The 26,684-nt window shown below is 70.2% G+C and carries 21 protein-coding genes and 5 pseudogenes; 11 read left to right on the plus strand and 15 right to left on the minus strand.

What is annotated here, in order from left to right:
* Window positions 1-35: 35 nt before the first annotated feature.
* Window positions 36-1,619 (minus strand): GAF domain-containing protein, encoded by a 1,584-nt coding sequence (locus tag ACRQ5B_RS14420; RefSeq protein ID WP_432395006.1) that lies wholly within the window; start codon window positions 1,617-1,619, stop codon window positions 36-38.
* A 361-nt stretch (window positions 1,620-1,980) separates the two neighbouring features.
* On the opposite strand from ACRQ5B_RS14420, the gene ACRQ5B_RS14425 reads away from it, so the two are divergent.
* Entirely contained in the window at window positions 1,981-2,415 is a 435-nt protein-coding gene (locus ACRQ5B_RS14425) for a pyridoxamine 5'-phosphate oxidase family protein (RefSeq protein WP_432398773.1), read from the plus strand.
* 40 nt (window positions 2,416-2,455) lie between these two features.
* Here the strand turns inward: ACRQ5B_RS14425 and ACRQ5B_RS14430 are convergent, their stop codons facing one another.
* Genes ACRQ5B_RS14430 through ACRQ5B_RS14440 form a run of 3 tightly spaced genes read right to left on the minus strand, consistent with a single transcriptional unit; the run spans window position 2,456 to window position 5,818 of the window.
* Window positions 2,456-3,307, minus strand: coding sequence for a transglutaminase family protein (locus ACRQ5B_RS14430; protein ID WP_432395009.1), 852 nt, complete (start codon window positions 3,305-3,307; stop codon window positions 2,456-2,458).
* Window positions 3,304-4,230, minus strand: a complete 927-nt coding sequence (locus ACRQ5B_RS14435; protein WP_290258886.1) for an alpha-E domain-containing protein — start codon at window positions 4,228-4,230, stop codon at window positions 3,304-3,306. The genes ACRQ5B_RS14430 and ACRQ5B_RS14435 overlap by 4 nt, the downstream gene beginning before the upstream one ends.
* Window positions 4,223-5,818, minus strand: coding sequence for a circularly permuted type 2 ATP-grasp protein (locus ACRQ5B_RS14440; RefSeq protein WP_432395012.1), 1,596 nt, complete (start codon window positions 5,816-5,818; stop codon window positions 4,223-4,225). Before ACRQ5B_RS14440 ends, ACRQ5B_RS14435 begins: the two co-directional genes overlap by 8 nt.
* 193 nt (window positions 5,819-6,011) lie before the next feature.
* Here ACRQ5B_RS14440 and ACRQ5B_RS14445 point away from each other — a divergent pair, with 193 nt between their 5' ends.
* Window positions 6,012-7,043, plus strand: a complete 1,032-nt coding sequence (locus tag ACRQ5B_RS14445; RefSeq protein WP_432395015.1) for a YeiH family protein — start codon at window positions 6,012-6,014, stop codon at window positions 7,041-7,043.
* 34 nt (window positions 7,044-7,077) lie between these two features.
* Entirely contained in the window at window positions 7,078-9,681 is a 2,604-nt protein-coding gene (gene pepN / locus ACRQ5B_RS14450) for an aminopeptidase N (RefSeq protein WP_432395018.1), read from the plus strand.
* 76 nt (window positions 9,682-9,757) lie between these two features.
* Here the strand turns inward: pepN and ACRQ5B_RS14455 are convergent, their stop codons facing one another.
* The 5 genes and pseudogenes from ACRQ5B_RS14455 to ACRQ5B_RS14475 form a co-directional block, all read right to left on the minus strand.
* A complete protein-coding gene (locus tag ACRQ5B_RS14455; RefSeq protein WP_432395021.1) occupies window positions 9,758-10,864 on the minus strand; it encodes a lipoyl protein ligase domain-containing protein in 1,107 nt (368 codons plus the stop codon).
* Window positions 10,865-10,965: 101 nt separating this feature from the next.
* On the minus strand, window positions 10,966-11,223 hold the full coding sequence (locus ACRQ5B_RS14460; protein ID WP_290258891.1) for a type B 50S ribosomal protein L31: 258 nt from the start codon (window positions 11,221-11,223) through the stop codon (window positions 10,966-10,968).
* Window positions 11,224-11,396: 173 nt separating this feature from the next.
* Window positions 11,397-12,202, minus strand: a pseudogene (locus ACRQ5B_RS14465) (TrmH family RNA methyltransferase).
* Window position 12,203: 1 nt separating this feature from the next.
* Window positions 12,204-12,989 (minus strand): sulfite exporter TauE/SafE family protein, encoded by a 786-nt coding sequence (locus tag ACRQ5B_RS14470; protein WP_432395025.1) that lies wholly within the window; start codon window positions 12,987-12,989, stop codon window positions 12,204-12,206.
* A gap of 19 nt (window positions 12,990-13,008) precedes the next feature.
* Window positions 13,009-13,794 carry an ABC transporter ATP-binding protein gene (locus ACRQ5B_RS14475; RefSeq protein ID WP_364137387.1) on the minus strand — a complete coding sequence of 262 codons (786 nt, stop codon included), beginning with the start codon at window positions 13,792-13,794 and terminating at the stop codon, window positions 13,009-13,011.
* Window positions 13,795-13,994: 200 nt separating this feature from the next.
* Between ACRQ5B_RS14475 and serB the strand changes: the two are divergent.
* Window positions 13,995-14,885: pseudogene (gene serB, locus ACRQ5B_RS14480) on the plus strand (phosphoserine phosphatase SerB); the annotation flags it as partial.
* A gap of 102 nt (window positions 14,886-14,987) precedes the next feature.
* Here serB and ACRQ5B_RS14485 read toward each other — a convergent pair.
* From ACRQ5B_RS14485 to ACRQ5B_RS14495, 3 genes are all read right to left on the minus strand, one after another.
* Window positions 14,988-15,743: an SDR family oxidoreductase gene (locus ACRQ5B_RS14485; RefSeq protein WP_377970570.1), complete on the minus strand. Its 756-nt coding sequence runs from the start codon at window positions 15,741-15,743 to the stop codon at window positions 14,988-14,990.
* A 211-nt stretch (window positions 15,744-15,954) separates the two neighbouring features.
* Window positions 15,955-16,374 (minus strand): Hsp20/alpha crystallin family protein, encoded by a 420-nt coding sequence (locus ACRQ5B_RS14490; protein ID WP_432395029.1) that lies wholly within the window; start codon window positions 16,372-16,374, stop codon window positions 15,955-15,957.
* 166 nt (window positions 16,375-16,540) lie between these two features.
* Window positions 16,541-17,266, minus strand: a complete 726-nt coding sequence (locus ACRQ5B_RS14495; protein ID WP_432395032.1) for a beta-ketoacyl-ACP reductase — start codon at window positions 17,264-17,266, stop codon at window positions 16,541-16,543.
* Window positions 17,267-17,399: 133 nt separating this feature from the next.
* Here ACRQ5B_RS14495 and ACRQ5B_RS14500 point away from each other — a divergent pair, with 133 nt between their 5' ends.
* From ACRQ5B_RS14500 to ACRQ5B_RS14510, 3 genes are read left to right on the plus strand one after another with little or no spacing between them, the layout of a single operon-like run.
* A complete protein-coding gene (locus ACRQ5B_RS14500) occupies window positions 17,400-17,858 on the plus strand; it encodes a DUF3099 domain-containing protein (RefSeq protein WP_432395035.1) in 459 nt (152 codons plus the stop codon).
* Entirely contained in the window at window positions 17,855-18,115 is a 261-nt protein-coding gene (locus ACRQ5B_RS14505) for a hypothetical protein (RefSeq protein WP_432395038.1), read from the plus strand. Before ACRQ5B_RS14500 ends, ACRQ5B_RS14505 begins: the two co-directional genes overlap by 4 nt.
* Entirely contained in the window at window positions 18,116-18,997 is an 882-nt protein-coding gene (locus tag ACRQ5B_RS14510; RefSeq protein WP_290258901.1) for an SURF1 family cytochrome oxidase biogenesis protein, read from the plus strand.
* Between the two features lie 138 nt (window positions 18,998-19,135).
* Here the strand turns inward: ACRQ5B_RS14510 and ACRQ5B_RS14515 are convergent, their stop codons facing one another.
* Window positions 19,136-20,734 carry an ABC-F family ATP-binding cassette domain-containing protein gene (locus ACRQ5B_RS14515; RefSeq protein WP_432395042.1) on the minus strand — a complete coding sequence of 533 codons (1,599 nt, stop codon included), beginning with the start codon at window positions 20,732-20,734 and terminating at the stop codon, window positions 19,136-19,138.
* A gap of 273 nt (window positions 20,735-21,007) precedes the next feature.
* Between ACRQ5B_RS14515 and ACRQ5B_RS14520 the strand changes: the two genes are divergently transcribed.
* From ACRQ5B_RS14520 to ACRQ5B_RS14530, 3 genes and pseudogenes are all read left to right on the plus strand, one after another.
* On the plus strand, window positions 21,008-21,727 hold the full coding sequence (locus ACRQ5B_RS14520; protein ID WP_432395045.1) for a biotin transporter BioY: 720 nt from the start codon (window positions 21,008-21,010) through the stop codon (window positions 21,725-21,727).
* A complete protein-coding gene (locus tag ACRQ5B_RS14525; RefSeq protein WP_432395048.1) occupies window positions 21,724-22,434 on the plus strand; it encodes an energy-coupling factor ABC transporter ATP-binding protein in 711 nt (236 codons plus the stop codon). Before ACRQ5B_RS14520 ends, ACRQ5B_RS14525 begins: the two co-directional genes overlap by 4 nt.
* Window positions 22,431-23,056: pseudogene (locus ACRQ5B_RS14530) on the plus strand (energy-coupling factor transporter transmembrane component T family protein). The gene ACRQ5B_RS14525 and the pseudogene ACRQ5B_RS14530 overlap by 4 nt, the downstream one beginning before the upstream one ends.
* Here the strand turns inward: ACRQ5B_RS14530 and ACRQ5B_RS14535 are convergent.
* Together ACRQ5B_RS14535 and ACRQ5B_RS14540 are read right to left on the minus strand one after the other, a co-directional pair.
* A pseudogene (locus ACRQ5B_RS14535) lies at window positions 23,053-24,254 on the minus strand (thiolase family protein). The pseudogenes ACRQ5B_RS14530 and ACRQ5B_RS14535 overlap by 4 nt on opposite strands.
* Window positions 24,247-25,680: a class I adenylate-forming enzyme family protein gene (locus ACRQ5B_RS14540; RefSeq protein WP_432395051.1), complete on the minus strand. Its 1,434-nt coding sequence runs from the start codon at window positions 25,678-25,680 to the stop codon at window positions 24,247-24,249. The pseudogene ACRQ5B_RS14535 and the gene ACRQ5B_RS14540 overlap by 8 nt, the downstream one beginning before the upstream one ends.
* 59 nt (window positions 25,681-25,739) lie before the next feature.
* Between ACRQ5B_RS14540 and ypfJ the strand changes: the two are divergent.
* Window positions 25,740-26,622, plus strand: a pseudogene (ypfJ, locus tag ACRQ5B_RS14545) (KPN_02809 family neutral zinc metallopeptidase).
* The last annotated feature ends 62 nt before the right edge of the window (window positions 26,623-26,684 follow it).

Genomic DNA, 26,684 nt, shown 5'->3' on the forward strand with positions numbered 1-26,684 from the left:
CACGACGCCGGGCTGCATCTGGTCCGGTGCCCGGCCTAGAGCGGAACGGACCACTCCACGCTGGTGCCCTCGTCCGGGGCGGAGACGATCACGCACTCGCCGTCGAGCATCCGTGCCCGGTCCTCGAGGTTGGCCAGGCCATTGCGGGCGGCGGCGTTGGTGAATCCGGACCCGTTATCCGTCACCACCACCGTGACCTTTCCCTTCATCACCGCCACCGAGACGGAGATCGCGTCCGCACCCGAGTGCCGGATCGCGTTGCTCAGCCCCTCGGACACCACGGCCACCACATTGTCGGCCTTCTCCGCCGGGACCGTGTCGATCGGGCCGGTGAGCGTCAGCCGCGGCGTGAACGGCAGTGACTTCGCCGAGTTCCTGGCCACCCGGCGGATCCGTCCGCTGAGCGGGTCGGAGTCGGACTGGCTGTGCCGGAGCGAGTAGATGGTGTCCCGGAGGCTGCGGATCGCCTCGTCGAGCTCGCCGGTGATATTCCGGATCCGTTCCGTGGCCAGATCATCCTTGGTGAACCTGGCCAGGCTTTGGACGCTGAGGCCGGCGGCGAAGAGCCGTTGGATGACGAGGTCGTGCAGGTCGCGGGCGATCCGGTCGCGGTCGGTGAAGACCAGCAGTTCCTCCCGGAGCCGGTGTACGCGGGCCAGTTCCAGGGCCAGCGCCACGTGCGAGCCGAAGACGGCCCCCATTTCCCGGTCGGTCCGGTCGTACGGGGCGGCATCGGGCTCCCGGGCGAGGAGCAGCACACCGTGATGCGAGCCGCGGGCGCTGAGGCCTACGGCCAGCAGTGGTCCGGTGCTGTGGTCATCGCACAGTTCCAGGACGGTCGAGGCGGACGGAAAGAGGACCGGGTCCCCGCCGGCGAGGACCTCCTGCAGTTCGGGATGGTTGAGCAGCAGCGGGGCGCCGGTGAATTCGCCGGCCTGCTCCCCCGCCGCGCCGACTACAACGTGGCCGGCGGCGGAATCTGTTGCGGCGACGATCAGCGCCAGCCTGGAGCCGGATTCGAGCCGGGCACGCTCGGCGATCGGGTCCAGCCCGGCGTCGAGGTAGTCACGGTCGCCCGCGAGCATGGTCCCAGCGACGTCCATGGAAGCCTCCAGCCAGCGCGCCCTGCGGCGGGCGTCGTCGTAAAGCTTGGCGTTCTCGATCGCGACGGCGGCCGCCGCGGCCAAGGCGACGGCCAGAGCCTCGTCCTCGTCAGTGAAGTCCTCTCCCCCGGTCTTCTCGGTCAGGTAGAGGTTGCCGAAGACCCTGTCCCGGACGCGGATGGGCACACCCAGAAACGTGCCCATGGGCGGGTGGTTCGGCGGGAAGCCCGTTGCCTCCGGATGGCTGCCGAGGTCGTGCAGGCGCAGCGGCTTCGGGTCGCTGACCAGCAGACCCATGACACCGTGGCCCGTGGGTTGCCGGCCGATCCGGGCGGCGGCGGCGGCATCAATGCCGACGGTGACGAAGTGGTTCAACGTGTTGTCCTCGCCCATCACGCCCAGGGCGCCGTAGCGGGCGTGCAGCAGGCTGCAGGCAGACTGCACCAGCCGCTCCAGCACGGCATCGAGGCTGAGGTCTTCCGCCAGTGCCACGACCGCCTCCAGCAGTCCGGCCATCCGCTCCCTTGACTGCATGAGTTCCCCGCCCCGGGTGACGAGATCCCTGAGTACGTCTTCGGCCCTGGCGTTTCCGGACGCTAAAGGGTCCGATCCCTTGTCGAGAGACTGCATTGTGCCCCCAAAACTGTGCCAAAATCTGACAGCCACCATCCGCGCTGATGGTTTGCTGTCAGAATACTCCCACCCTCCGGAGCCTGGGGCCAGAGGCGAAGGGCGATCGTTACTCCGTCGGGACGTTGGTCCCTAGATAACGGCGGGCGTTCTGGCATAAGCTCGCCGCCATGAGCACTGACCCGCAGCAGACAGGGCACACCGTGGACAAAAAGACGCCGCCTCAGGGCCGCACGCCGTCGAGAACCTGGACAACCACGAGTGCTGGCGGCTGCTGCGCAGCGTCAGCGTCGGCCGGATGGCGGTCTGGGTGGATGACCACCCCGACATCTTCCCGATCAACTACAAGGTGGACCACGGCACCCTGGTGTTCCGCACGGCGGACGGCACGAAACTCCAGGCCGCGACGGGCGACACGCCGGTGGCGGTGGAGGCCGACGGCGTCGACGCGGACTCCGGGGTCGCCTGGAGCGTGGTGGTCAAGGGCCAGGCCGCTCCGGTGAAGAACCAGGAGGAAGTGCTGGACACCGTGGGCCTGCTGCTCTTCCCGTGGCAGGCCGGCAAGAAGGAGCACTTCGTCCGGATCACCCCGGATTCGGTGACCGGACGCCGCTTCAAGATCGTGCCGCCGCTGACCTGGTGGACGCCGCTGGACGACGCCACCCGCTCCGGCATGGAGTAGCCGGAATCGGAGGAGAGCAGGGCAGCATCCGGACGCCGGCTCAGGCCAGGCGGGTGATCTCCACCGTCACGGACAGCGCCGAACCGCCGCCGCCGGAGAGGATGCCTTTCAGTGGGGGCACGTCCCGGTAGTCCCGGCCGCGGGCCACGGTGACGTGGAAGTCGCCGGCCGGCTTGTGGTTCGTCGGGTCCCAGCTGCGCCACTCGCCGTCCCACCACTCCAGCCATGCGTGCGACTGTCCGGCGACGGTCTCGCCGATGGCCGCCGTCGAGCGCGGGTGCAGGTAACCCGAGACGTAGCGGGCGGGGATGCCGCAGCTGCGCAACGCGCCGATGGCCAGGTGGGCCAGGTCCTGGCAGACGCCCTGGCGCTGGTTCCAGGCCTGCTCGGCGTTGGTGGTGACGCCGGTGGAGCCCTTCATGTAGGTCATCTCCCCGCGCATCCACTCGAACACGGCCATGGCCGCCTCGTGCGGGTTGCGGCCGGCGACGACGCCGGGGACGATGTCCAGAACCTCGGCGCCGGGACCGGTCAGCTGCGACTGCGGGATCCAGTCGCTGAACTGGTCAAGCGTCTCCGGTGCGGTGATCACGTCCCAGCCCACGATGTCGGCCTCGGAGGGGATCCGCTCCACCCGGTGCACCTCCACGGTGGTGGTGGAGAGGACCTCGAGGTGCTCGTGCGGCATCTGCATGTCGAACGCCGTGACCCGCGTGCCCCAGTAGTCCCGGTAGCTGCTCAGCGCCGCCTGCGAGGGTGAGACCTTCATGGAGGACTCCAGGACCACCTGCTGGGGGTCCGTCAGCGGCGTCATCCGGGCCTCGTTGTAGGAGAGGGTGACGCGCTTGTTGTACTTGTACGCGGTCCGGTGCGTGATGCTCAGCCGGGTCATGAAACTTCTCCCACCCAGGCCAGTTCGTCTGCCTGATTGAAGTACTTACGGGAAATGGCGTCCGAGGCCTGTGAGACGGCCTTCTGCACGCGCTCCATGTGCTCGGGCAGCTCGGACATCAGGTCATCGGTCCGGTGGAACTCCAGGAAGGTGCGGGCCTGGCCCACAATCCGGCGGGCGTCGTTGATGAAGCCCACGCGCTGGGCCGAGGGGTCCAGCTTGGCCAGGCAGTCGTCCGCGTCGCGCAGCGCATACACGATCGAGCGAGGGAACAGCCGGTCCAGCAGCAGGAACTCGGCCGCGTGCTGGTCGCCGAAAGCGGCGCGACGGGTCCGGAGGAACGATTCGTAGGCGCCGGCGCAGCGGAGCATGTTCACCCAGGACATCCCGGCGGAGAGCACGTCGCGGGTGGAGAGCATGCGCGCGGTCATGTCGGCGCGTTCCAGCGAGCGGCCAAGGACCAGGAAGAGCCAGCTCTCGTCGTGGCTGACGGTGGTGTCGGCGAGGCCGCTGACCATGGCGGTGCGCTCGAGCACCCAGTTGCAGAACCGGTAGGTGCCCACCACGTCCTTACGGTGCTGGTTCAGCCCGTAGTAAGTGGTGTTCAGGCTCTCCCAGAGGCCGGAGGAGACGGTTTCCCGCGCGCGGCGGGCGTTCTCCCGGGCGGCACCGAGGGATCCGGCGATGGAGGTGGCGCTGTGCTTGTCGTAGGCGAGGTCGTGCAGCAGCTCGTCCAGGCCGAAGTCCTCGGACTGGGGACGGGCACCCATGACGGCCAGCAGTTCCCGGGCGACGCTGCGCTGTTCCTCCATCGGCAGGTGGTTCAGGCGCTCTAGGTGGACGTCCAGAATGCGCGCGGTGCCGTCGGCCCGCTCCACATAGCGGCCGATCCAGAACAATGATTCCGCGATCCGGCTAAGCATGCTCGGGTACCTCCTGGGCTTCGGCCATCTGCTGCTGTTGCTGTTCCTTCTGGCTGTCGCGCCAGTTGCTTTCCACCGGCCAGACCGAGACCCGCTCGCGGATGGCGATGGCCGGCTTCGGGATGACTTCCACGGGAACCTGCGCCGAATCGGCCAGCACCCAGGTGTCCTTCGAGCCGCCGCCCTGGCTGGAGTTCACGATCAGTGAGCCCTCCTTCAGCGCCACCCGGGTGAGGCCGCCGGGAAGCACCCAGACGTCGTCGCCGTCGTTGACCGCGAAGGGGCGCAGGTCCACGTGCCGGGGACCAAACTTGTCGCCGCTGAGGGTGGGGACGGTGGAGAGCTGCAGCACCGGCTGCGCGATCCAGCCGCGCGGGTCGCTGATGATCCGCTTGCGCAGGGCGTCCAGCTCCTCGCGGGAGGCGTCGGGCCCGATCACCAGGCCCTTGCCGCCTGAGCCGTCCACGGGCTTGACCACCAGCTCATCCAGCCGGTCGAGGACGTGTTCGCGGGCTTCCTTCTCCTCCAGCCGGAAGGTGTCCACATTCGCGATCACCGGTTCCTCGTTGAGGTAGTAGCGGATCAGGTCCGGGACGTAGCTGTAGACGAGCTTGTCGTCGGCGACGCCGTTGCCCACGGCGTTGGCGATGGTCACGCCGCCGGCGCGGGCGGCGTTGACCAGGCCGGGGCAGCCGAGCATGGAGTCGGAGCGGAACTGCAGCGGGTCGAGGAACTCGTCGTCGATGCGCTTGTAGATCACGTCCACGCGCTGTTCACCGGCGGTGGTGCGCATGTAGACGCGGTTGCCGCGGCAGATCAGGTCGCGGCCCTCCACCAGTTCGACGCCCATCAGGCCGGCCAGCAGGGTGTGTTCGAAGTAGGCGCTGTTGAAGACGCCCGGGGTCAGGACGACGACGGTGGGGTCGTCGACGCCGGAGGGCGCGGTCTTGCGCAGGGCCGAGAGGAGCCGGCGGGGGTATTCCTCGACCGGGCGAACGCGCTGCTGGCCGAAGGCCTCGGGCAGGCCCTTGGCCATGGCGCGACGGTTCTCCAGGACGTAGCTGACGCCGGAGGGGACGCGGACGTTGTCCTCCAGGACGCGGAAGGTTCCGGCCTCGTCACGGATGACGTCGATGCCGGAGATGTGGACGCGGACGCCCCCGGCGGGTTCGAAGCCGTGGACCTGGCGGTGGAAGTGCGCGCTGGTGGTGACGAGCTGCCGCGGGATGACGCCGTCGGAGACGACGGCCATCTTGTCGTAGACGTCGTTCAGGAACGCTTCGAGCGCCTTGACCCGCTGGGCCACGCCGCGTTCCAGGACGGTCCACTCGTCCGCCGGGATGACGCGCGGCACGATGTCCAGCGGGAAGGGCCGCTCCTCCCCCGCGAAGTCGAAGGTGACGCCGCGGTCCAGGAAGGTGCGGGCCATCGAATCGGCGCGGGCGGTGACGTCGGCGAGGGAGAGTTCGCGGAGCGCCCCGGCCACCTGTCCGTAGGAAGGGCGGGCCTGCTGGCCGGGCGCGAACATCTCGTCATACGCCCCGCTGCGGCCGGCGGCCTCGGAGTAATCCTGAAAAAGGTCAGACATGCCCACTAGCCAACCATTTTTTGGTGCCGATTTCATATCGGCGCACTCCTTTTGGCGTGTTGCAGCCCACTCGGTGCCGTGGTACAGCTCACGCCGGGTCCGGGACGGGTGACGGCGGCCGATCGGGCGGCATGGCAGGCAGGGTTTTTCCGCCGAAATGGGGATTCCGGGCCGGATACGGCACAGTGGACCCGTGCCCCGAGACCTTCACCCCCTCACCGCTTCCCTGCGCGGCCTGCCGCCGCTGCTTCCCGGGCTGCTGGCCTGCGCCGCCGCCGTCGCGGCCGCCCTGGCCGTCCACGCGCTGGTGCCCGCGCTGCCCGCTATGACGGTCGCCGTTGTGCTCGGCCTGCTCGCCGCGAACCTCCCGGGCATTTCCGCCTGGACGTCAGGCCCGGGCCGGGCGGGTCTGGGGTTCGCCGGGAAGCACCTGATGCGCAGCGGCATCGTGGTCCTGGGCCTCAAGGTCAGCGTGGTGGACGTCCTCGGCCTCGGCTGGCCCGCGCTGCTGCTGATTACCGGCGTCGTCCTGGTCTCCTTCGCAGGCACCTACGGCATCGGCCGGCTCTTCCGGCTGCCCCCGACCGTGTCGCTGCTGATCGCCACCGGCTTCGCGATCTGCGGCGCCTCCGCGATCGGGGCCATGGCCGCGGTGCGCCGCATCCGGCAGCAGGACACGGTGTTGCCGGTGGCCCTGGTGACGCTCTGCGGCACCCTCGCGATCGGCGTCCTGCCGTTGCTCACCGGCCCGCTGGGGCTGGGCCCGCAGCTCTTCGGTGCCTGGGTCGGGGCATCGGTGCACGACGTGGGCCAGGTGGTGGCCACCGCGCAGACTGCCGGCGCCGCGGCCCTGGCGGTGGCGGTGATCGTGAAGCTGACCCGGGTGCTTCTGCTGGCCCCGATGGTGGCCGTCGCCGGGCTGCACCACCGACTCCGCGACGATTCCGGCGGGACCATGCCTCCGGTGGTGCCCTTGTTCGTGCTTGGGTTCGTCGCGATGGCCGCCATCCGCTCCACCGGGGTGCTGCCCGCGGGCGTGCTGGAGGCGGCCGCCCTGTTGCAGGACATCCTGCTGGGCATGGCTTTGTTCGGGCTGGGCTCCGCCGTCCGGGTCCGCGAACTGCTGCGCACCGGCACCCGGGCTCTGCTGGCGGCCCTCGCGGCGTGGCTGCTGATCGCCGCCCTGGGCCTTGGCGCGGCGGTCCTGATGCTGCCGGGGCACTGAGCTGCGCGGGGCGCCTGCGTGATTAGATAGCAGCGTGTCCAACCAGAATTTGACCCGTGAAGAAGCGGCCGCCCGCTCGGCCCTGATCACCACGCACAGCTACGACGTGTCCCTCGATGTCCGGCAGGCCGCGGACCCCACGGTGGCCGGCTACCCCAGCCGCAGCGTCATCACCTTCGCCGCTGCCGAACCCGGGTCCAGCACCTTCCTGGACTTCATCAGCTCCGAGGTGCACAGCGTGTTCCTCAACGGCAAGGGCCTGCCCGTGGCCGACGTCGTCGACGGGTCCCGGATCCGGCTGGACAACCTGCAGGCCGAGAACCAGGTGACCGTCACCGGCACGGCGCTGTACAGCACCTCCGGGGAAGGCATGCACCGTTTCTTCGACCCCGCCGACGGCCAGTGCTACCTGTACACCCAGTACGAGCCGGCCGACGCCCGCCGGGTCTTCGCCAACTTCGAACAGCCGGACCTCAAGGCCGAGTTCACGTTCCATGTGATGGCGCCGTCGGGCTGGCAGGTCGCCTCCAACGGCGTCGAGGCCGCCCGCACCCAGCTCACCAGCGACCCGGCCACCAGCCGCTGGGACTTCGCCCCCACCAAGCCGGTGTCCACCTACATCACCAGCGTCCTCGCCGGCCCCTACTTCCGCGCGGACAGCAGCTGGCAGGGCACCCTCTCCGACGGGACGGCGCTTCAGGTGCCCCTGGCCCTGTACTGCCGGGCGTCGATGGCCTCCTCCTTCGACACCGACGAGCTGTTCCGGCTCACGGGCAAAGGCCTGGACTTCTTCAACCGCCTCTTCGACTACCCCTACCCATGGGGCAAGTACGACCAGGCGTTCGTCCCCGAATACAACCTCGGTGCGATGGAAAACCCGGGCCTGGTGACCTTTACCGAGAGCTACGTGTTCACCTCCCGGGCCACGGATTCCCAGTACCAGGGCCGCGCCAACACCCTGCTGCACGAGATGGCGCACATGTGGTTCGGCGACCTGGTGACGATGCAGTGGTGGAACGACCTCTGGCTCAAGGAATCATTCGCCGACTTCATGGGGACCCTGGGCGTGGACCGGACCACGGACTGGGACACTGCCTGGGTGAACTTCGCCAACAACCGCAAGGCGTGGGCGTACGTCCAGGACCAGCTGCCCACCACGCACCCGATCGTGGCGGACATTCCCGACCTGGAGGCCGCCAAGCAGAACTTCGACGGCATCACCTACGCCAAGGGCGCCTCGGTCCTCAAGCAGCTGGTGGCCTACGTGGGGTTCGAGGACTTCATCGCCGGGTCACGCCGCTACTTCCGCGACCACGAGTTTGGCAACACTACCCTGGCCGACCTGCTGACCGCTCTCAGCGCCGCCTCCGGCCGGGACCTCGGCCCCTGGGCCCGGCAGTGGCTGCAGACTTCCGGGATCTCCACGCTCACCCCCGAGATCACGGACGAGGACGGGATGCTGACCGCCGTGAGCGTGCGGCAGGATGCCACCGACCCGGTGACCGGCTCCCCCGAACCCCGCCCGCACCGCCTGCGGATCGGCCTCTACAACCGGGATGCCGACGGCGCGCTGGTCCGCACCGACAGCGTGGAGACCGACGTCGACGGCGGGCACACCGCCATCCCGGACCTCACCGGAAAGCACCGGCCGGAGCTGCTGCTGGTCAACGACGAGGACCTCAGCTACGCCAAGGTCCGGCTGGATCCGGTGTCCGAGGCCACGGTCCGGGAATCCCTGGACCGCATCACCGACCCGATGGCCCGCGCGCTCTGCTGGACCGCACTCTGGGACTCGGCCCGGGACGCCGTCACGCCCGCCGCGGACTACGTGTCCGCCGTGCAGCGGTTCGGACCGGCGGAAACCGGCATCGGCGTGCTGCTCGCGATCCTGGGCAATGCCGCCACCGCCGTCGAACGGTACGTCCCCGCCGCGGAGCGGGATGCCGTGCGCCGCACCTTCCTGAACGCCGCCGTCGCCCGGCTCGAGCAGGCCGGCCCCGGCTCGGACCAGCAGCTGGCCTGGGCACGCACCGTGGCCGCGGCCAGCCGCTATGACGACAGTCGGCTGCCCCTGCTGCGGGGCCTGCTGGACGGCAGTACCGTGATCGAGGGGCTGGCGGTCGACGCCGAACTCCGCTGGAACCTCTGGCACGCCCTCGCCGCCAACGGCCAGGCCGACCCGCACGAGCTCGACGCAGAACTTTCCCACGACAACACCGCCTCCGGCCGCTCGGGCCACGCCACGGCCCTGGCCGCACGGCCCGATCCGCAGGTCAAGGCCAAGGCGTGGGAGGCGGCCGTCAACGGCACGGACCTGTCCAACCAGCAGCTCAGCGCTACGATCGCCGGCTTCACCACGGCGCCCGCGGAACTGCTGGCCGGCTTCGTGGAGCCCTACTTTGAGGCGCTGGAGCGCGTCTGGGGTACCCGCAGCATCGAGATCGCCAGCAGGATCGTCCGCGGGCTGTACCCGGCGGGCCAGGACCTCGGCGGCCACGCCCCGGCGGAGCACCCGGTGGTGGTCCGGACGGACCGCTGGCTCACCGATCACGCGGACGCGCCGCGGGCTTTGCGCCGGATCGTCATCGAGCAGCGCAGCCACCTGCTGCGGGCGCTCACCGCGCAAGCAGTCGGCTAGCGCCCCCGCCGGCAAACGCACCCCGGCGAGCAACGGCAGCCTGCCACCTGCAGGCTGTCGACGCTGCGGGTGCGGGCTACGGGACCCGGTGCAGCCACTCCTCGGTGGCGAACTTGGCCTCCACCCGCGCCCGCGCGGCGGCAAGTTCGACGTCGGTGAGCTCGGCCGGCGTCGCGCCGTACCGGTCGGTGAACACCTCGATCATCGCCGCCACGATGTCGGCCCGGCTCAGGCCGGTCTGCCGGCGCAGCGGGTCCACGCGCTTCTTAGCGCTGGTGGTGCCCTTGTCGGAAAGCTTCTCCTTGCCGATCCGGAGCACTTCGACCATCTTGTCGGCGTCGATGTCGTAGCTCATGGTCACGTGGTGCAGCATGCCGCCGTTGGCGAGCCGTTTCTGCGCGGCGCCGCCGATCTTGCCCTGGTCCGTGGCGATGTCGTTGAGCGGGACGTAGAAAGCGTTGATGCCCACCTTCTCCAGGGCGGCGAGGACCCAGGCGTCCAGGAAGCCGTAGGAATCGGCGAAGCTCAGCCCGTCCACCAGGGTCTGCGGGAGGTAGAGCGAGTAGGTGATGCAGTTGCCGGCCTCCATGAACATGGCGCCGCCGCCGCTGATCCGCCGGACCACGCTGATGCCGTGCCGGCTCACGCCCTCGGGCTGGACCTCGTTGCGGACCGACTGGAAGCTGCCAATCACCACGGAGGGCTCCTCCCAGTCCCAGAACCGCAGGGTGGGGTTGCGGCGTCCGGCCCCGACCTCTTCGGTGAGGACCTCGTCCAGGGCGACGTTTACGTGCGTGGGCAGCACCGTGGGGGCGATGACGTTCCAGTGGTGGTCACCCCAGCCGGTGGCCTTGGCCAAGGCCCTGCGCACGGCGATCGCGATGGCCTCGGCGGACAAGCCGAACAGCACGGTGCCCTCGGGCAGTGCCGCGGTGACGGCGGCGGCGAGGTCGGCCGCCGGGCTGTCCGCGGGGAGCCCGGTGAGGGCCCGGTTGATCTCCGGCAGCGCCTCGTCGGGTTCGAGGAAGAAGTCGCCGCTGATGGACACGTGGCTGAGCACGCCGTTGTCCACCTCGAGGTCGGCGACCACCAGCTTGCCGCCGGGGACCTTGTATTCGCCGTGGCGGCGGCCGCCGTCGCCGTTTCCGTCTGCCGTTGCGGGGGTGGAAGAGGAGGAAGTCATAGCCTCAATCCTGCCACGCGCGCGGCGGCGGGGCGGGACGGCGGTGACGCGAAAGGCCCGCACCGTTGCAGGTGCGGGCCTCCCAAGACCTTGGAGCAGAATTACTTCTTGCCGCCGAAGCCCTTGAAGCGAGCGTTGAAGCGCTCGACGCGGCCTGCGGAGTCCATGATGCGCTGCTTGCCCGTGTAGAACGGGTGGGACTCGGAGGAGATTTCGACGTCGATGACCGGGTAGGTGTTGCCGTCTTCCCACTCGATGGTCTTCGAGGAAGACACGGTGGACTTGGTCAGGAACTTGACGCCGGAAGCCAGGTCGTTGAAAACAACAGCTTCGTACTTCGGGTGGATATCTGCCTGCATAATTGGACCTTTGTTCGCGCAACTGGATTTTGCCAGCTGCCAGGTATGAGTTGGATTTGGCGTGCCGATCACACGGCACGGCCAGCTGTCAATGATACCGCAGTCCCGGACCTCCCGCGAACGCGGGACCGCGGGCGCCGACGCCTGATACCTGTGCAGGCCAGGGTGCAGCCTTAGCGGGCGCGGAGTTCCCAGAACGCGACGGCGGAGGCGGCGGCGACGTTGAGCGAATCCACGCCGGGACGCATTGGGATCTTCACCGCGAGGTCGACGGCGGCGAGGGTTTCCGGGCTCATGCCGGCACCCTCGGTGCCGAGGACCAGCGTCAGCTTCTCCGGATTCCGGGCGGCGAGTTCGTCGACGTCGACGGCGTCGTCCGTGAGCTCCATGGCGGCCACGGTGAAGCCGTGATCCCGGAGGACGGCAAGGTCCGCGGGCCAGTTCTCCAGCCGCGCCCAGGGCACCTGGAAGACAGTGCCCATGCTGACCCGGACGCTGCGGCGGTACAGCGGATCCCCGCAGCGCGGCGTCACCAGCACCGCGTCCAGGCCCAGGGCCGCGGCGGAGCGGAAGATGGCCCCGACGTTGGTGTGGTCCACGATGTCTTCGAGCACGGCGACGCGGCGGGCGCCGGCAAGCAGCTCGGGCAACGGCACGGGGGAGGACGGTGCATGGCGGCCATGGCCCCGCGGTGCAGGTGGAAGCCGGTGATCTCCTCCAGCAGGGCGGCCGGACCCACATAGACCGGGACGTCCGGGTACTGCTCGAACACGTCGGCCAGGTCCGCCAGCCACTTTTCCGCGAGGAAGAAGGACCGGGGCCGGTGGCCGGCGGCGAGGGCCCGGCGGAGCACGCGGGAGGACTCGGCGATGTAGAGGCCCTCGGCGGGTTCGCGGATCTTGCGGAGGTGGACGTCGGTCAGTTGGGTGTAGTCGGAGACGCGGGGATCGTCCGCGGACTCGAGGTGGTGCAGGGGCATCTCAGTTCACCAGCTTCGCGATCATGAATCCGAGGGCCACCAGGCCAAGGGTGAAGATGACGCTGCGCAGCACGTTGGGCGGGAGCCGGCGGCCCACCTTGGAGCCGATGAACCCGCCGATCAGGGAACTGACGGCGATCAGTGCCACGGCGGGCCAGCTGATCCGGTCGAACGCGAAGAGCAGGTAGGACGCCGCAGCGACGATGTTCACGCCGAGGACCAGGATGTTCTTCATGGCATTGGCGTTCTGGATGGTTCCGGCCATGAACACGCCGAGGATCCCGACCAGGAGGATGCCCTGCGCGGCCACGAAGTAGCCGCCGTAGACCCCGGCCAGGTAGACCAGCACCACCAGCAGGACGCTGTGCCGCTTGTCCCTGGCTGCGGTTTCGGGGTCCGATTCCCGGCTCTGCACCCAGCGCTGCAGCCGGGGCTGGAAGGCCACCATGAGCAGGGCCAGGACGATCAGCGCCGGGGCGGCGTACTGAAAGACCACCTCGGGAAGGTGCAGCAGCAGGTAGGCGCCGGTGATGCCGCCCAACAGCGAGGCCGGGAGCAGGCGGATGAGCTGGCTGCGGCGGCCGGCGAGTTCCTTGCGGTAACCCCAGGCGCCCGCGGCGTTGCCGGCAACCAGTCCGGTGGCGTTGCTGATCGAGGCCGTGACCGGCGCGAAGCCGAGGGCGATCAGCACCGGGAAGGTCACCAGCGTACCGGAGCCCACCACGGAGTTGATGGTGCCGGCCCAGAGGCCTGCGAAGAAGACAAAGATGCTGCCGAGAAGGTCCACGCGCGTTCAGGGACCCCGCTTAGCGGCGGGCGGTGGCGGTGTAGCGGCCCCCGGTTTCGGTGACATCCAGCTCGACGCCGAAGGTCTCGCCGAGATTCTCCGCGGTGAGCGTCTCGCGCAGCGGGCCGGCCGCGACGATGCCGCCGTCGCGGATCAGCAGGGCGTGCGTGAAGCCCGGCGGCACCTCTTCGAGGTGATGGGTCACCAGGACGATGGCGGGGGCGTCCTCGTCCGCGGCGAGCTCGCTCAGCCGCTGCACCAGGTCCTCGCGGCCGCCGAGGTCCAGGCCGGCGGCCGGTTCGTCGAGGAGCAACAGTTCGGGGTCCGTCATGAGGGCGCGGGCGATCTGGACGCGCTTGCGTTCGCCCTCGGAGAGGGAGGCGAAGGGGCGGTTCAGCAACGGGCCCATCCCCCACTCGTTGAGCAGGGCGAAGGCGCGGCGCTCGTCGTCCTTCTCGTAGCCCTCTCGCCAGCGGCCGGTGACCCCGTACGCGGCCGTCACGACGACGTTGAGGACCTTTTCGTGCTCAGGGATCTGGTTGGCCAGCGCCGCGGACGACAGGCCGATCCGGGGCCGAAGTTCGAAGACGTCGACGGCGCCCATGACCTCGTCGAGGATGCCGGCCTTCCCGGAGGTGGGGTGCAGGCGGGCCGCGGCGACCTGCAGGAGCGTGGTCTTGCCGGCGCCGTTGGGGCCGAGGACCACCCAGCGTTCGCCCTCCTTGACCTGCCAGTCCACCTTGTCCAGGAGCGTCTTCGCCCCGCGGACAACGCTGACGGCGGCCAATTCAAGAACTTCACTCATAGGAGTAGACACTAGGACAAAAAAGCTGACGATTGATAACCGGAGCGGCGCACCTCCCCGGCGCCACCGTCCGTGCCCGGCCCAGTGGCCTGACCAGTGGCCCGGCAGCGCTCCGCCCGGGCCGTGACCGGCGTCACCGCGGCTCCTTCGCGGCGTCATGGATGCGGGCCGGCACCCGCCCGCTCGATAGGATTGGGGCCATGATTTCCCACGTGACCGCGGTCAGTTACGGCCCCGCCCTGTCCGACGACGACCTCCGGCAGGTGCGCGGCGCCCTGGCCGCCGCCGGCCTGGCCATCACCGCCGAGGACACCGCCGGCGACGGCCGCTACACGGTGCACACCGCCGAGTGCATGACCCCAGAACCGCTGACCGACGCCGCACTGGCCGGACTGCGGGAGGCCGTCTCCCCCGCCGTCGGCGCCGGGTTCGGCACCGCCCTGGTGCCGGAGGCGTTGCGGACCGCGCCGCGGAAGCTCCTGCTGATGGACGTCGATTCGACCCTGATCAAGCAGGAAGTGATTGAACTGCTGGCGGCCTACGCGGGCAAGCGCGAGGAGGTCACCGCCGTGACGGAGGCCGCGATGCGCGGCGAGCTTGACTTCGCCCAGAGCCTCCACGCGCGCGTGGCCGTGCTCGCCGGCCTGCCGGCCGCCGTCGTGGACGATGTCCGTGCCGAGGTCAGCCTCAGCGAGGGGGCCGCGGAGCTGGTGGCGGCCTTCAAGGCGGCCGGACATGCCGTGGCGGTGGTGTCCGGCGGATTCAACCAGATCCTCGGCCCGCTGGCGGCCGGCCTGGGGCTGGACCACTGGATCGCCAACGAGCTCGAAATCGTCGACGGCGCGCTCACCGGCCGCGTCCTGGGAGACGTCGTCGACCGGGCGGCGAAGGAAAAGTACCTCCGCGAGTGGGCGGCGGACGAGGGCATCCCGTTGGAGCACACGATCGCCGTCGGCGACGGCGCCAACGACCTGGACATGCTCGGCGCCGCCGGCATCGGAGTGGCGTTCAACGCCAAGCCCGCCGTCCGCGCCGCGGCGGACGCCGCCGTCGACATGCCCTACCTCGACACCGTCCGGCACATCGCGGGGTTTAACCGGGGTCTGGTCCCGAACACACTGCACACGGCAAAGGCCGGGGCGCCTGCCCCGGCCTTTGCCGTGTCCGCGGTAGATTCCGCGCTGGAGAATCGGCTAGTTGCTGCCGCTCTTCTCGAAGTAGTCGGAGCCGCCGACGTACTCGGTGTGGCCGCTCTCGACGTCGGCGGTGGCCATCTTGGCGACCTCGGCGGCGAATTCGTTGACGGAGTACAGCTTGCCGGCCTCGGCGCGGCGGGCCTCGATGGCGCCGGGGTTGGAGCGGTCCAGCAGGGTGGCGGTGACGGTGCCCTCGATCATGTCACCGGAGACGACCACCAGGGAGATGCCCTTGTCGGCCAGGCTCGGGACCAGCTCGCGCAGCGCGTCCTCGCCGGCGCGCTTGCTGCGGGCCACCGGCTCGTACTCGGGCATGGTGGGAACCGTGTCGATGAAGTGGGCCTGGTGGCTGGTGACGAACACGACTCGGGAACCCTCCGGCATCAGCGGCACGGCGGCGTTGAGCATGTTGACCTGGGCGTCGCGGTTGAGCTTGAGCGCGTAGCCCTCCTCCATGCCGCTTTCCATGCCGCCGGAGGCGTTGAGGACCAGCAGGTCCAGGGAGCCGAAGTTCTCCATGGCGGCGCTGGCAAGGGCTTGGACGCCTTCCTGGGTGGTCAGGTCCGCGCCCACCGCGGCGGCCCGGCCGCCGGCGGCCTCGATCTCCGCGACGACCTTGTTGGCCCGCGGTGCCTTTTGGCGGTAGTTCACGATCACGGCGGCACCCTCGGCGGCCAGGAATTTGGCCACATCAGCGCCGATGCCGCGCGACGAACCGGTGACGATCGCGGTCTTGTTCTCCAGCAGTCCCATTCGAGCTCCTTTGTTCCATCCATCCAAATTGCGTGGGGTCTGCTGTCCATCATGCCAGCGACGCCGGGCAAAGCGGTTGTACGGGACCCACAAAGAAGCCGGAGCAGCCTAGTTCGGCCGGTCCGCCCGGCGGCGTTCCCGGGACAAGGCAGCTGCGCCCGGCGGCCCGCCCGGAGAGACGGACCGCCGGTCGGATCACACCGTCGGAAACCTAACCCCGGTCTACCCGGATCTTCTTGCTGGCTTCCGCGGTGGCCGTTGCCGGGGCGGGCGCGCGGACCTCGAGCACCCCGTCCTTGTAGGTGGCCGTAATGTCCTCTTCCTTCGCGCCGGCCGGCAGGGCAACGCTGCGCGAGAACGAGCCGTAGCGGAATTCGGAGCGGTAGCCGTTCTTGCTCTTGTGCTCGGACTTCTCCTCGCGTTCGGCCCGGATGTGCAGCATGCCGTCGCTGACCGAGACGTCCACGTCCTTGTCCGGGTCGATGCCCGGGACCTCCGCGCGGACCACCAGGGTGCTGCCGTCCTGGAACTGCTCGACCTTCATGGACGGCGTCATGGACAGGTCACCGTCGAGGAACCGGCGGACGGGTTCCAGCATGTCCGAGGGAGCCCATTTGCTGAGTTCGGTCACGATCTTTCCTCCTGGGTGCACGCCCCGCCTCGGTGTGGTGGGGGCCGTGCGTCCAGTACATGACGGCGCAGGCGGGGCGGCTAGGGCCAAAGGCCGACGGCGGCGCCGGTCCCCGCAGGGTCCGGCGCCGCCGTCGTCCACTCCCGGACGTGCCCGGGGAAGAAGGCTAGTGGCCCATCCCGAGGCCGCCGTCGACCGGGATCACGGCGCCGGAGATGTAGGCGGCCTCGTCGCTGGCGATCCAGCGGACGACGTTGGCCACCTCGGACGCCTCGGCGAAGCGGCCGGCGGGAACCTTGGTCAGGTAGTCCTTCTGGGTGGCCTCCGGCAGTTCGGCGGTCATGTCCGTGTTGATGAAGCCGGGGGCCACCACGTTGGCGGTGATGCCGCGGCCGCCGAGTTCGCGGGTCAGCGAGCGGGCAATGCCCACGAGGCCGGCCTTGGAGGCGGAGTAGTTGATCTGGCCGGGAGCGCCGTAGAGGCCCGAGACGGAGGAAATCAGCACCACACGGCCCTTGCGCGCCCGGATCATGCCCTTGGACGCGCGCTTGATGACGCGGAAGGCTCCGGTGAGATTGGTGTCGATGACGGAGGTGAAGTCGTCCTCGCTCATCCGCATCAGCAGGGTGTCCTTGGTGATGCCGGCGTTGGCCACCAGCACCTCCACCGGGCCGTGGGCCGCCTCGACCTCGGCGAAGGCGGCGTCGACGGAGGCCTCGTCCGTCACGTCGGCCTTGACGCCCAGGATGCCCTCGGGGAGGGCGGATTCGCTGCGGTAGGTCACGGCAACGTTGTCGCCGTTGGCGAGGAAGGACTCGGCGATGGCCAGTCCGATCCCGCGGTTGCCGCCGGTGATGAGGACGCTGCGTCCCGTGGAGCTTGCTTCGGTCATGGTGGTCTCCGGGATTCTGCGGCTCAGTGGCGCCGCTCGGGGCTGGGTTTCCTGCCTTCGATCTTAGCCAGTGTTCCGGGGCCCGCGCCGTTTGGGCGCTTCCGCCGATGGTGCGAGAATTGACGGTGAGCCTATGGAGCGTGATCTGACAGCTGTGACAAACAAGAACCGGCCCGGCGGCACCACGCCCGGCGAGGACTTCGAGGACACCGAGGTCCACAGCATCACCGACGCCGCCACCGCCCACTCGGAAGAGATGCGTTCGCGGATGGTCAAGTATGCCCTGGCCATGGGCATCCGCATGGTCTGCCTGGTTCTGATCTTCGTGGTGGACGGCTGGTTCAAAATCCTCCCGGTGATCGGGGCGGTGTTCCTGCCCTGGTTCGCGGTGGTGGTCGCCAACGGCAACGACCAGGCGGAGGTGCACAGCGAGTCGCTGATCGACTACGTGCCGCTGGGCCAGCTCGAGGGGCCGCCGCCGGCGGAGTCCTTCGGCGACATGCCCGACGACGACGGGCCGGTCACCCTGCTCCAGGGCGAGATCATCGACGACGACGATGACGACGAAGACCACAGACGGGCCGCTTCATGAACCTCCTCGACCTGGCCGGCGGGACCGCCACGCCGGAGACCGCCATCTGCTCGCGCAAGGCGTGCCGTGCCGGGGCCCAATGGCGGCTGCTCTGGAACAACCCGAAGATCCATACCCCCGACCGGCGCAAGACCTGGCTGGCGTGCGGGGACCACCGCGAGTGGCTGGAGGACTACCTCCGGACCCGCGGCCTCTGGAAGGAAACCCTCCCCCTCGTGACTGACGAGTCCCCCGCGACCCCGGGCGGGGCCGCCTGAATGTACCGCTTTCTCTTTTCCAGCAAGTGGCTGGGGTATTTGCTGCTGGCCGCCATCTTCGCCACGGCCTGCGTGTTCCTGGGCCGCTGGCAGATGGACCGCCGGGCCGAGACGCTGGCCGAGATCAACCGCGTCGTCTCGAACTACTCGGCCACCCCGTTGCCGTTCACCGAGGTACGTAATGAGTTTGTCCGGCTGGATCCGGAGCGCGAATGGACTCAGGTGGAGTTGCACGGCGTCTACGACACCGCCGGCCAGCGGGTGGTGCGCAACCGGCCCTTGAACGGTCAGCCAGGCTACGAGGTGGTGGTCCCGCTGAAGCTCGACAACGGCGACACCGTGGTGATCGACCGCGGCTGGCTGCCGATCGGCAACAAGACCCCCGGCAGCCCGGACTCGGTGCCGGCGCCGCCCGAAGGCAACGTCACGGTCGTCGCCCGGCTCAAGCCTTCGGAGCCGACCCTGCAGCGCGGGGCCCCGGAGGGGCAGCTGGCCTCCATCGACCTGCCCACGTATGCCGGACAGCTGGGCTACCCGGTGCTGACCGGCGCGTACGGACAAGTGGCCAGCGAGAGTCCTGCGGCCGCGACCATGCCGCTGGGCTTCCCGAAGCCGTCCACGGACGAGGGCACCCACCTGTCCTACTCGCTGCAGTGGTTCGCGTTCGGCGTGCTGATGTTCTTCGCCTTCGGTTACGCCGCCCGGCAGCAGGCGCGCAACGCCGCGATCGACGCCGAAGACGCCGAGGAGGCAGAGGCCCGGGGCGAGGCGGCGTACCACTCCGCCGCGAATGCGCCCCGCCGTCGTCCGGCTCCCCGGAAGCGGAAGAACGCCACGGCCGAGGAAGAGGAAGACGCCATCCTCGACGCCCAGGGGTTCTGAGCGAAAGAAACACGGCTTCCGACGCCGTAGCCACGGCGACTGCCACCCGTTTGACGCGAATGGCCGCTACCCCGGACGGGTAGCGGCCATTCGCGTCAGATGGCGAAACCGAAGGAGGCGAAGACCCCCTCCTTCGGATTACGCCAGCGTGATCAGGTCCAGGTAGTCCTCGTTCCAGAGGTCCTCGACGCCGTCGGGCAGCATGACGACCCGCTCCGGGTTCAGCGCCTCGACGGCCCCCTCGTCGTGGCTGACCAGGACGACGGCGCCCGTGTAATTGCGCAGGGCGCCCAGGATTTCGCCGCGGCTCGCGGGGTCCAGGTTGTTGGTGGGCTCGTCGAGGAGGAGCACGTTGGCGCTGGAGGCCACGATGGTGGCCAGCGCCAGTCGGGTCTTCTCACCGCCGGAGAGCACGCCGGCGGGCTTGTCAACATCGTCCCCGGAGAACAGGAACGAGCCCAGGATGCCGCGGACCTCGGAGTCGTTCATGTCCGGCGCCGCGGAGCGCATGTTCTGCAGGACGGTGCGGTCGACGTCCAGGGTCTCGTGTTCCTGGGCGTAGTAGCCCACCTTGAGGCCGTGGCCGGCGACCACCTTGCCGGTGTCCGGCTTGTCCACCCCGGCGAGCATCCGCAGCAGGGTGGTCTTGCCGGCGCCGTTGAGGCCCAGGATGACCACCTTGGAGCCGCGGTCGATCGCGAGGTCGACGTCGGTGAAGATCTCCAGGGAGCCGTAGGACTTGCTGAGCCCGTCGGCGGTGAGCGGGGTCTTGCCGCAGGGCGACGGGTCCGGGAAGCGCAGGGCGGCCACCCGGTCGTTCTCGCGGACCGCCTCGAGGCCGCCGAGGAGGCGCTCGGCGCGCTTGGCCATGTTCTGCGCGGCAACCGCCTTGGTGGCCTTGGCACGCATCTTGTTGGCCTGGTCCATCAGGACCTGGGCCTTCTTTTCGGCGTTGGCGCGTTCGCGCTTGCGGGCCCGCTCGTCGGTCTCGCGCTGGGTCAGGTAGCGCTTCCAGTCCATGTTGTAGATGTCGATCTGCGCGCGGTTGGCGTCGAGCAGGAACACCTTGTTCACCGTGGCCTCGAGCAGCTCGGTGTCGTGGCTGATGACAATCAGGCCGCCCTGGTGGTTCTTGAGGAAGTCCCGGAGCCAGGCGATCGAGTCGGCGTCGAGGTGGTTGGTCGGTTCGTCCAGGAGCATGGTCTCGGCGTCCGAGTACAGGATGCGGGCCAGCTCCACGCGGCGGCGCTGGCCGCCCGAGAGGGTCTTTAGGGGCTGGTTCAGCAGCCGGTCCGGCAGGGCGAGGTTGGAGCAGATCGCGGCGGCCTCGGCCTCGGCGGCGTACCCGCCGGCGGCGAGGAACTCGGACTCCAACCGGTCGTAGCGGTTCATGGCCTTGCGCTGGATGGCAGGGTCCTCGCTGGCCATTTCCTCGTGCGCGGTGCGGAGCTTGCCGACGGCGATGTCCAGGCCGCGGGCGGAGAGGATCCGGTCGCGGGCCAGCTGCTCCATGTCCGGGGTGCGGGGATCCTGCGGCAGGTAGCCGATTTCGCCGCTGCGGGTCACCTTGCCGGCCGCCGGCAGCCCCTCGCCGGCGAGCACACGGGTCAGCGTGGTCTTACCTGCACCGTTTCGGCCTACGAGGCCGATCTTGTCTCCCTTGTCGATCCGGAAGCTCACCTGGTCCATAAGGAGGCGGGCGCCGGCGCGCAGTTCGAGATCCTGGACGGTAATCAATGCAGCTAAGGCCTTTCACAAAGGGAACGCCGCGGCGCGGCGGTCATGCCTGCAAGGCGCCGGGGCGGTGGGGCCGAGAACACGGCCTTTTCCAGTCTACCGGCAGCACCCCCGACGGCCCGCATCGGAGCGGTGGGCAGCCAGGCCGGCCACCTTTGGCGGAGTCCCCCAGCGCCGGGGCCCACCACTAGTGGAGGGGCTACAAAAACGGGTCCCCGCGCAGGACGTACCGTCGGAGTCAGGACCCGAATTCCGTCACGAACAGGACATAGCATGGCCAGCACCGAGAACACCTCCGCCCCGACCGGCACCCCCGCCGCGCCCTCTGCTCACGCGCAGCCATCCACTGACGACGGCGCCCCGGCACCCGCCGCACGCCGCCGCTGGGACGCCACCGACCTGGCCCTGGTGGCCGTCTTTGCCGCCCTGGTGGCGGGATCCGCCCTGGTCGCGGCCATCCCGGTAGGCGGGCTCGGCGTGCCCATCACCCTGCAGACGCTGGCGGTCATCCTCACCGGCCTGGCCCTGGGGCCGGCCCGGGCGTTCGCCGCCGTCGGCCTTTACCTGCTGCTGGGCTTCGCCGGCCTGCCTATCTTCAGCGGCGGCCGCGCCGGCCTGGGCGTGCTGGCCGGGCCCTCCGGCGGCTACATCATCGGCTTCCTGCTGGGCGCCACCGCCGTCGGCGCCCTGACCGCCGTCGTCCTCCGCCGGACCTCCGCGGTAGCGGGTGCGGGCCGACGCGGCACACTGCGCCCGGTGCTGCTGTTCTGCGCCGCCATGGCCGCCAGCATCGTCTTCATCCACGGCCTGGGCATCCTGGGCATGATGGTCAACGCCAAGCTGAGCCTGACGGCTGCGTTCCTGGCAGACCTGCCGTTCTACCCCGGGGACATCATCAAGAACGTCCTCGCCGTGATCATCGCCTTGGCCCTGCACCGGGCGTTTCCGGACCTGCTGCTGCGCCGGGTGCGGCGCGGCGCCGCCCGGCCGTGAGCATCGTCCTGGACCGTCCCGCGGTCCGGATTGACGTCGATGGCCGGGCCGAACCGAAGACCCTGCTGGAGCTGCCCGCGCTGACCCTGGCCGAGCACCGGATCGGGATCATCGGCGCCAACGGGTCGGGGAAGTCGACGCTGCTGCGGCTGCTGAACGGCCTGGTGCTTCCCACCGCGGGCCGGGTCACCGTGGGCGGCCTGGATACGGCCCGGGAGGTGCGGGCGGTGCGCCGCCGGGTGGGATTCGTCTTCACCGACCCGCTCTCCCAGCTGGTGATGCCCACGCCGCGGGAGGACGTGGAGCTCTCGCTGCGCCGCCTGGTGCGCAACGGCGCGGAACGGCATGCCAGGGCCGAAGCTGTGCTGGACCGTTTCGGCCTGCTGGGCCTGGCGGACCAGAGCGTCTACGAACTCTCCGGCGGGGAGCGGCAACTCGCGGCTTTGGCCGCCGTGCTGGCCGTGGAGCCGGAGATCCTGGTGCTGGACGAGCCGTCCACGCTGCTGGATCTGCGGAACCGTGAGCTGCTGCGTACCACCCTGGCCGGACTCGGGCAGCAGGTGGTCCTTTCCACCCACGACCTGGAGATCGCGGCGGACATGGACCGCGTGCTGGTGATCGACGCCGGGACGGTGGTCTTCGACGGTGCGGCGCCGGAGGCGGTGGACCGCTACCGCGCCCTGTGCGGGATGCCGGCGCGGCCGTGAGGGGCCACGGCTTCCTCCTGGCCGGCTACGTTCCCGGCCGCTCGATGGTGCACCGTGCCCCGTTGTGGACGAAGTTCCTGCTGGTGCTGCTCTGCGGCGCGGGGTCCTGGCTGGTCTCCGACTGGGCCGTGTCCGCGGCAGCCCTGGCCCTGCTGTCCGCCGTCTTCCTGGCCAGCGGTGCCGGGGTCCGGCGGCTGGCGACGGCGGTCCGTCCGGTGCTGCCGGTACTGGCGCTGGTGAGCGCGTTCCAGTGGTGGCAGCTGGGCGGCCCCACCGCGGCGCGGATCGTGCTGAATGTGCTGGTCTGCGTGGTGGCGGCCTCGATCGTGACGGCCACGACCCCGGTGCGGGAGCTGCTGGACGGCGCCGCCTCCTCGCCCGGCCGTTGGAACGGTTCGGCGCGGATCCGGAGCGCTTCGCGCTGACGATCGCCATCATGGTGCGCAGCATCCCCTTCATCGCCGGGGCGTTCGCCGACGTCCGGGACTCCGCCCGGGCCCGCGGCCTGGAGCGCAATCCCCGGGCTTTGGTCCTGCCGGTCTTCATCACCACGGTGGCCTTCGCCCGGCAGACCGGTGAGGCGCTGGCCGCCCGCGGCCTGGGCGACGCCGACGCCGGCTAGGCGAGCCTCCGGTAGCGGAACAGTGCCGCCGTGCCCATGCCGCCGGCGATGCTGATCATCGCCAGCGCCAGTTGACCGTCTGTGCCGGCGCGCCGTGCCTGGGCGAGCAGCCGGGTCACGAGCACGGCCCCGGACGCTCCGTAGGCGTGGCCCAGTGCCAGGGCTCCCCCGTCCCGGTTGGCGCGGTTCGCGTCGATGCCCAGCCGGTCCAGGCAGGCCAGGGTCTGGGACGCGAAGGCCTCGTTGAATTCCACCAGGTCCACCGCGTCCGCCACTGTTCCGGTCCGGTCCAGCAGCCGGGCCGCCGCGTCGGCGGCGCCCAGGCCCAGGAGCCGTGGGTCCACCCCCGCTGTGTTCGTGCCGAGCACCAGCAGCCCGTCGTGGGCGCCCAGCTCACGGGCGCGGGCCAGGGAGGTGACCACGACGGCGGACGCGGCGTCCGCGTCGAAGCAGGAGTTCCCGGCCGTGACCGTCCCGCCGAAAACGAACGCGGCCGGGAAACGGGCGAGGACGGCTGGTGTCAGGGAGGCGCGCGGCCCGTCGTCGTCGGTCACCGTGCCGGTCCCGCCGTGCGGCTGCAGGTCCACCGGGACGGTTTCGGCGTCGAAGGCTCCCGCCGCGGCGGCCGCCAGGACCCGGCGGTGGCTGCGGAGCGCGAACTCGTCCTGCCGCTCCCGGCCGACGCCGCAGGCCTCCGCCACGTTCTCGGCGGCGGCGCCCATGTCAGGGTCGCCGAACCGCTCCGGCGCGAACCGGGCGCGGCGGTAAAAGACGGGTTTGCCGTCCGGGCCGCGGCGGGCGCGCAGCGGCGCGGCGCTAATGCTTTCCACGCCGCCGGCCAGGTATAGCTCCGTGCCGTCCCCGGCAGCGACCAGGCGGGAGGCCAGCACGATCGCGTCCAGACCGGAGCCGCACTGGCGGTCGACGGTGAGGCCGGGCACGGTAACGGGAAGGCCAGCCTCGAGGGCGGCGAGCCGCGCGACGTTCCCGCCGCCGCCCACCGCGTTGCCGATCACGACATCGCTGACCTGCGCGGCGGGGACGCCGGCGTCGGCCAGCAGCCGGCCCAGGACGGGGCGAGGAGCCGGTGCGCCTCGAGCCGGCCGAACGCGCCGTGGGCACGGCGTACAGGAGTGCGGAGCGCCCCGATGATCACCGGCTGCCGCTCCGGGGGCAGCGCCGGGCACGGCTCAGCCAAGGCGCCGGGCCCGCGGGTCGCCGTCGGCAATCCAGGACAACAGCAGCGCCCGGCTGGGCTTGCCGCGGTCCGTCAGCGGCAGTTCCGCCAGGAGGTAGTAGTCCAGGGGACGTTTGCTGCGCGGCAGCATTGACTCCAGCCCGGTGCGCAGCTGCGTGGCGGATAGACCGCCGTGGGCCGGAACGACGCCCGCCACCAGCCGCTGCCCGCGGACCTCGTCGGCTTGTCCAGCCGCGACGGCGGACGCGACACCGGGAATGGAGGCGAGGGCCAGCTCCACCTCGTGCGGGTAGACGTTGGTGCCGGCGGTGTTGATCATCTCGGACCGGCGTCCCAGCAGGTGCAGGGCACCGTCCTGGAGGTAGCCCTGGTCGCCGACGGTGTACCAGCCGTTCACGGTCCGGAGGGCCGCGCCGTCGTCGCCCCAGAGGTAGCCGTCGCTGACCATGCCGCTGCGCACGCAGACGTCGCCGGGGGTTCCGTCCGGGACCGGGTTCCCAACCTCGTCCAGGACGCTGAGTTCGACGCCGGGAAACGGCGTGCCGATCAGGGTCCCGGCGGGCGGGGCCGCCGCGGAGCCGCCCGGGCAGAGGCCGCCGCCGGCCACGAAGCTTAGTTCCGCCGCGCCGTAGTACTCGAAGATGGTGGCGTTGGGGGCCCAGCGCCGGGCGGCCTCAAGGGTGCGGGCGTCCAGCTTCGAGCCGGCGCAGATGATGCTGCGCAGCCCGGAAGCATCCACGCCGCCGGCCAGGCCGCGTTCGCTGAGCAGCCGCAGCATGGTGGGGACCAGGACCAGCCGGGTGATCCCGTCGTGGCTGATGGCGGCGTGGGCGTCGCCGACGTCGAAGCCGGTCAGGGTGTGGAACTCGGTGCCGGCGTAGAGGCACTCGGCCAGGGCATAAAGATTCAGGCTGGCGGCCATGGTCCCGGGCGCGAGCGTCCGGTCGCCGGGCCGAAGGCCGAAGAACTCAATCGAGGACTCAAAGGAGACCTGCCAGGACCGGCGGGACCGGGTGAAGGCCTTGGGCAGGGACGTGGTGCCGGAGGTAAGCCCGATCAGGAAGGGGGTGTCGGGCGGCCCATCGACCAGGTCGCCGGCAGGGGCGCCGTCGGCCGCATGGCCGGGCGCGTCGGGCAGGCCGGCGGCGTACTCCCCGATCCGCTCCGTGATGGCGGCGCGCAACGCCGCCGGCCAGGTGGCGTCCAGGACGGCGCAGCGGCGGGACCCCGCGACGGCGGCGGCAAAGGCTGCGACGAATCCGGTGGAGTTGGGTTCGGCCAGCACGGACACCGGCGGTGCCGACGCGACCAGGCCGGCGGCCCGGTCCCGCAGCTGCGCCCAGGTCAGCCGCGCGCCGCCGACGACGACGGCGGTGTCGTCGGGGCGGCGGTCGGCCCAGCGCTGGAGTCGGTCGAGAAAAGGCATCGGGGCAACTTTACCGGGACGGGGCCCCCGCGCGGGCGGGAGCGGCTACTGTGACTTGCATGAGCTTCAATGACAACGTCCAGCTTGACCCGTCCCAGGTGCAGGACCGGCGCGGCGGCGGCTCCGGCCTCAAGATCGGCGGCGGGATCGGCGGCGGCGTCGTCCTGCTGCTGGCCCTCCTGTTCGGTATCCCGAACGTCCTCGGCGGCCTGACCTCCGGCACCCAGGACCAGACGCAGAGCCAGGGCACCGCGCCGGCCTGCACCACCGGCGCGGACGCCAATAGGCGGCTCGACTGCCGGATTAACGGCACCGTCAACAGCCTCAACGCGTTCTGGCCGGATTACCTGGCCCAGTACGGCAAGCAGTACCCCCGGCCCAAGACAGTGATCTTCGAGAACGCGACCAGCACCGGCTGCGGCAACGCCACCTCCGACGTTGGCCCGTTCTACTGCCCGGTGGACCGCACCGCCTACTTCGACCCCGGCTTCTTCCAGGAACTCGTGGACCGGTTCGGGTCCTCCGGCGGACCCCTCGCGCAGGAATACGTGGTCGCGCACGAGTTCGGCCACCACATCCAGAACCTGCTGGGCACCATCGACCGGGCGCAGCAGGACCCGCAGGGCCCGCAGTCCGGCGGCGTCCGCGTTGAGTTGCAGGCCGACTGCTACGCCGGCCTCTGGGTCAAGCACGCCACCACCACCAAGGACCCCGCCTCGGGCCAGCCGTTCCTCGCGGCCGTCACGGACAAGGACCTGCAGGACGCGCTGTCCGCGGCCCTCCGCCGTGGGCGATGACCGGATCCAGAAGGCCGCCACCGGCCGCGTTTCACCGGAGAGCTGGACGCACGGCTCCAGCGCCCAGCGGCAGAAGTGGTTCTACCAGGGCTACACCACCGGAGACATCAACCAGTGCGACACCTTCAAGGTCGCCGCCCCCTGACGGCAGCCTCCCGGCCCATGACGACGGCGGCCGCCCACCTTCGCAGTGAAGGTGGGCGGCCG

This window comes from Pseudarthrobacter sp. L19 (assembly GCF_050859435.1).
Lineage (GTDB): Bacteria > Actinomycetota > Actinomycetes > Actinomycetales > Micrococcaceae > Arthrobacter.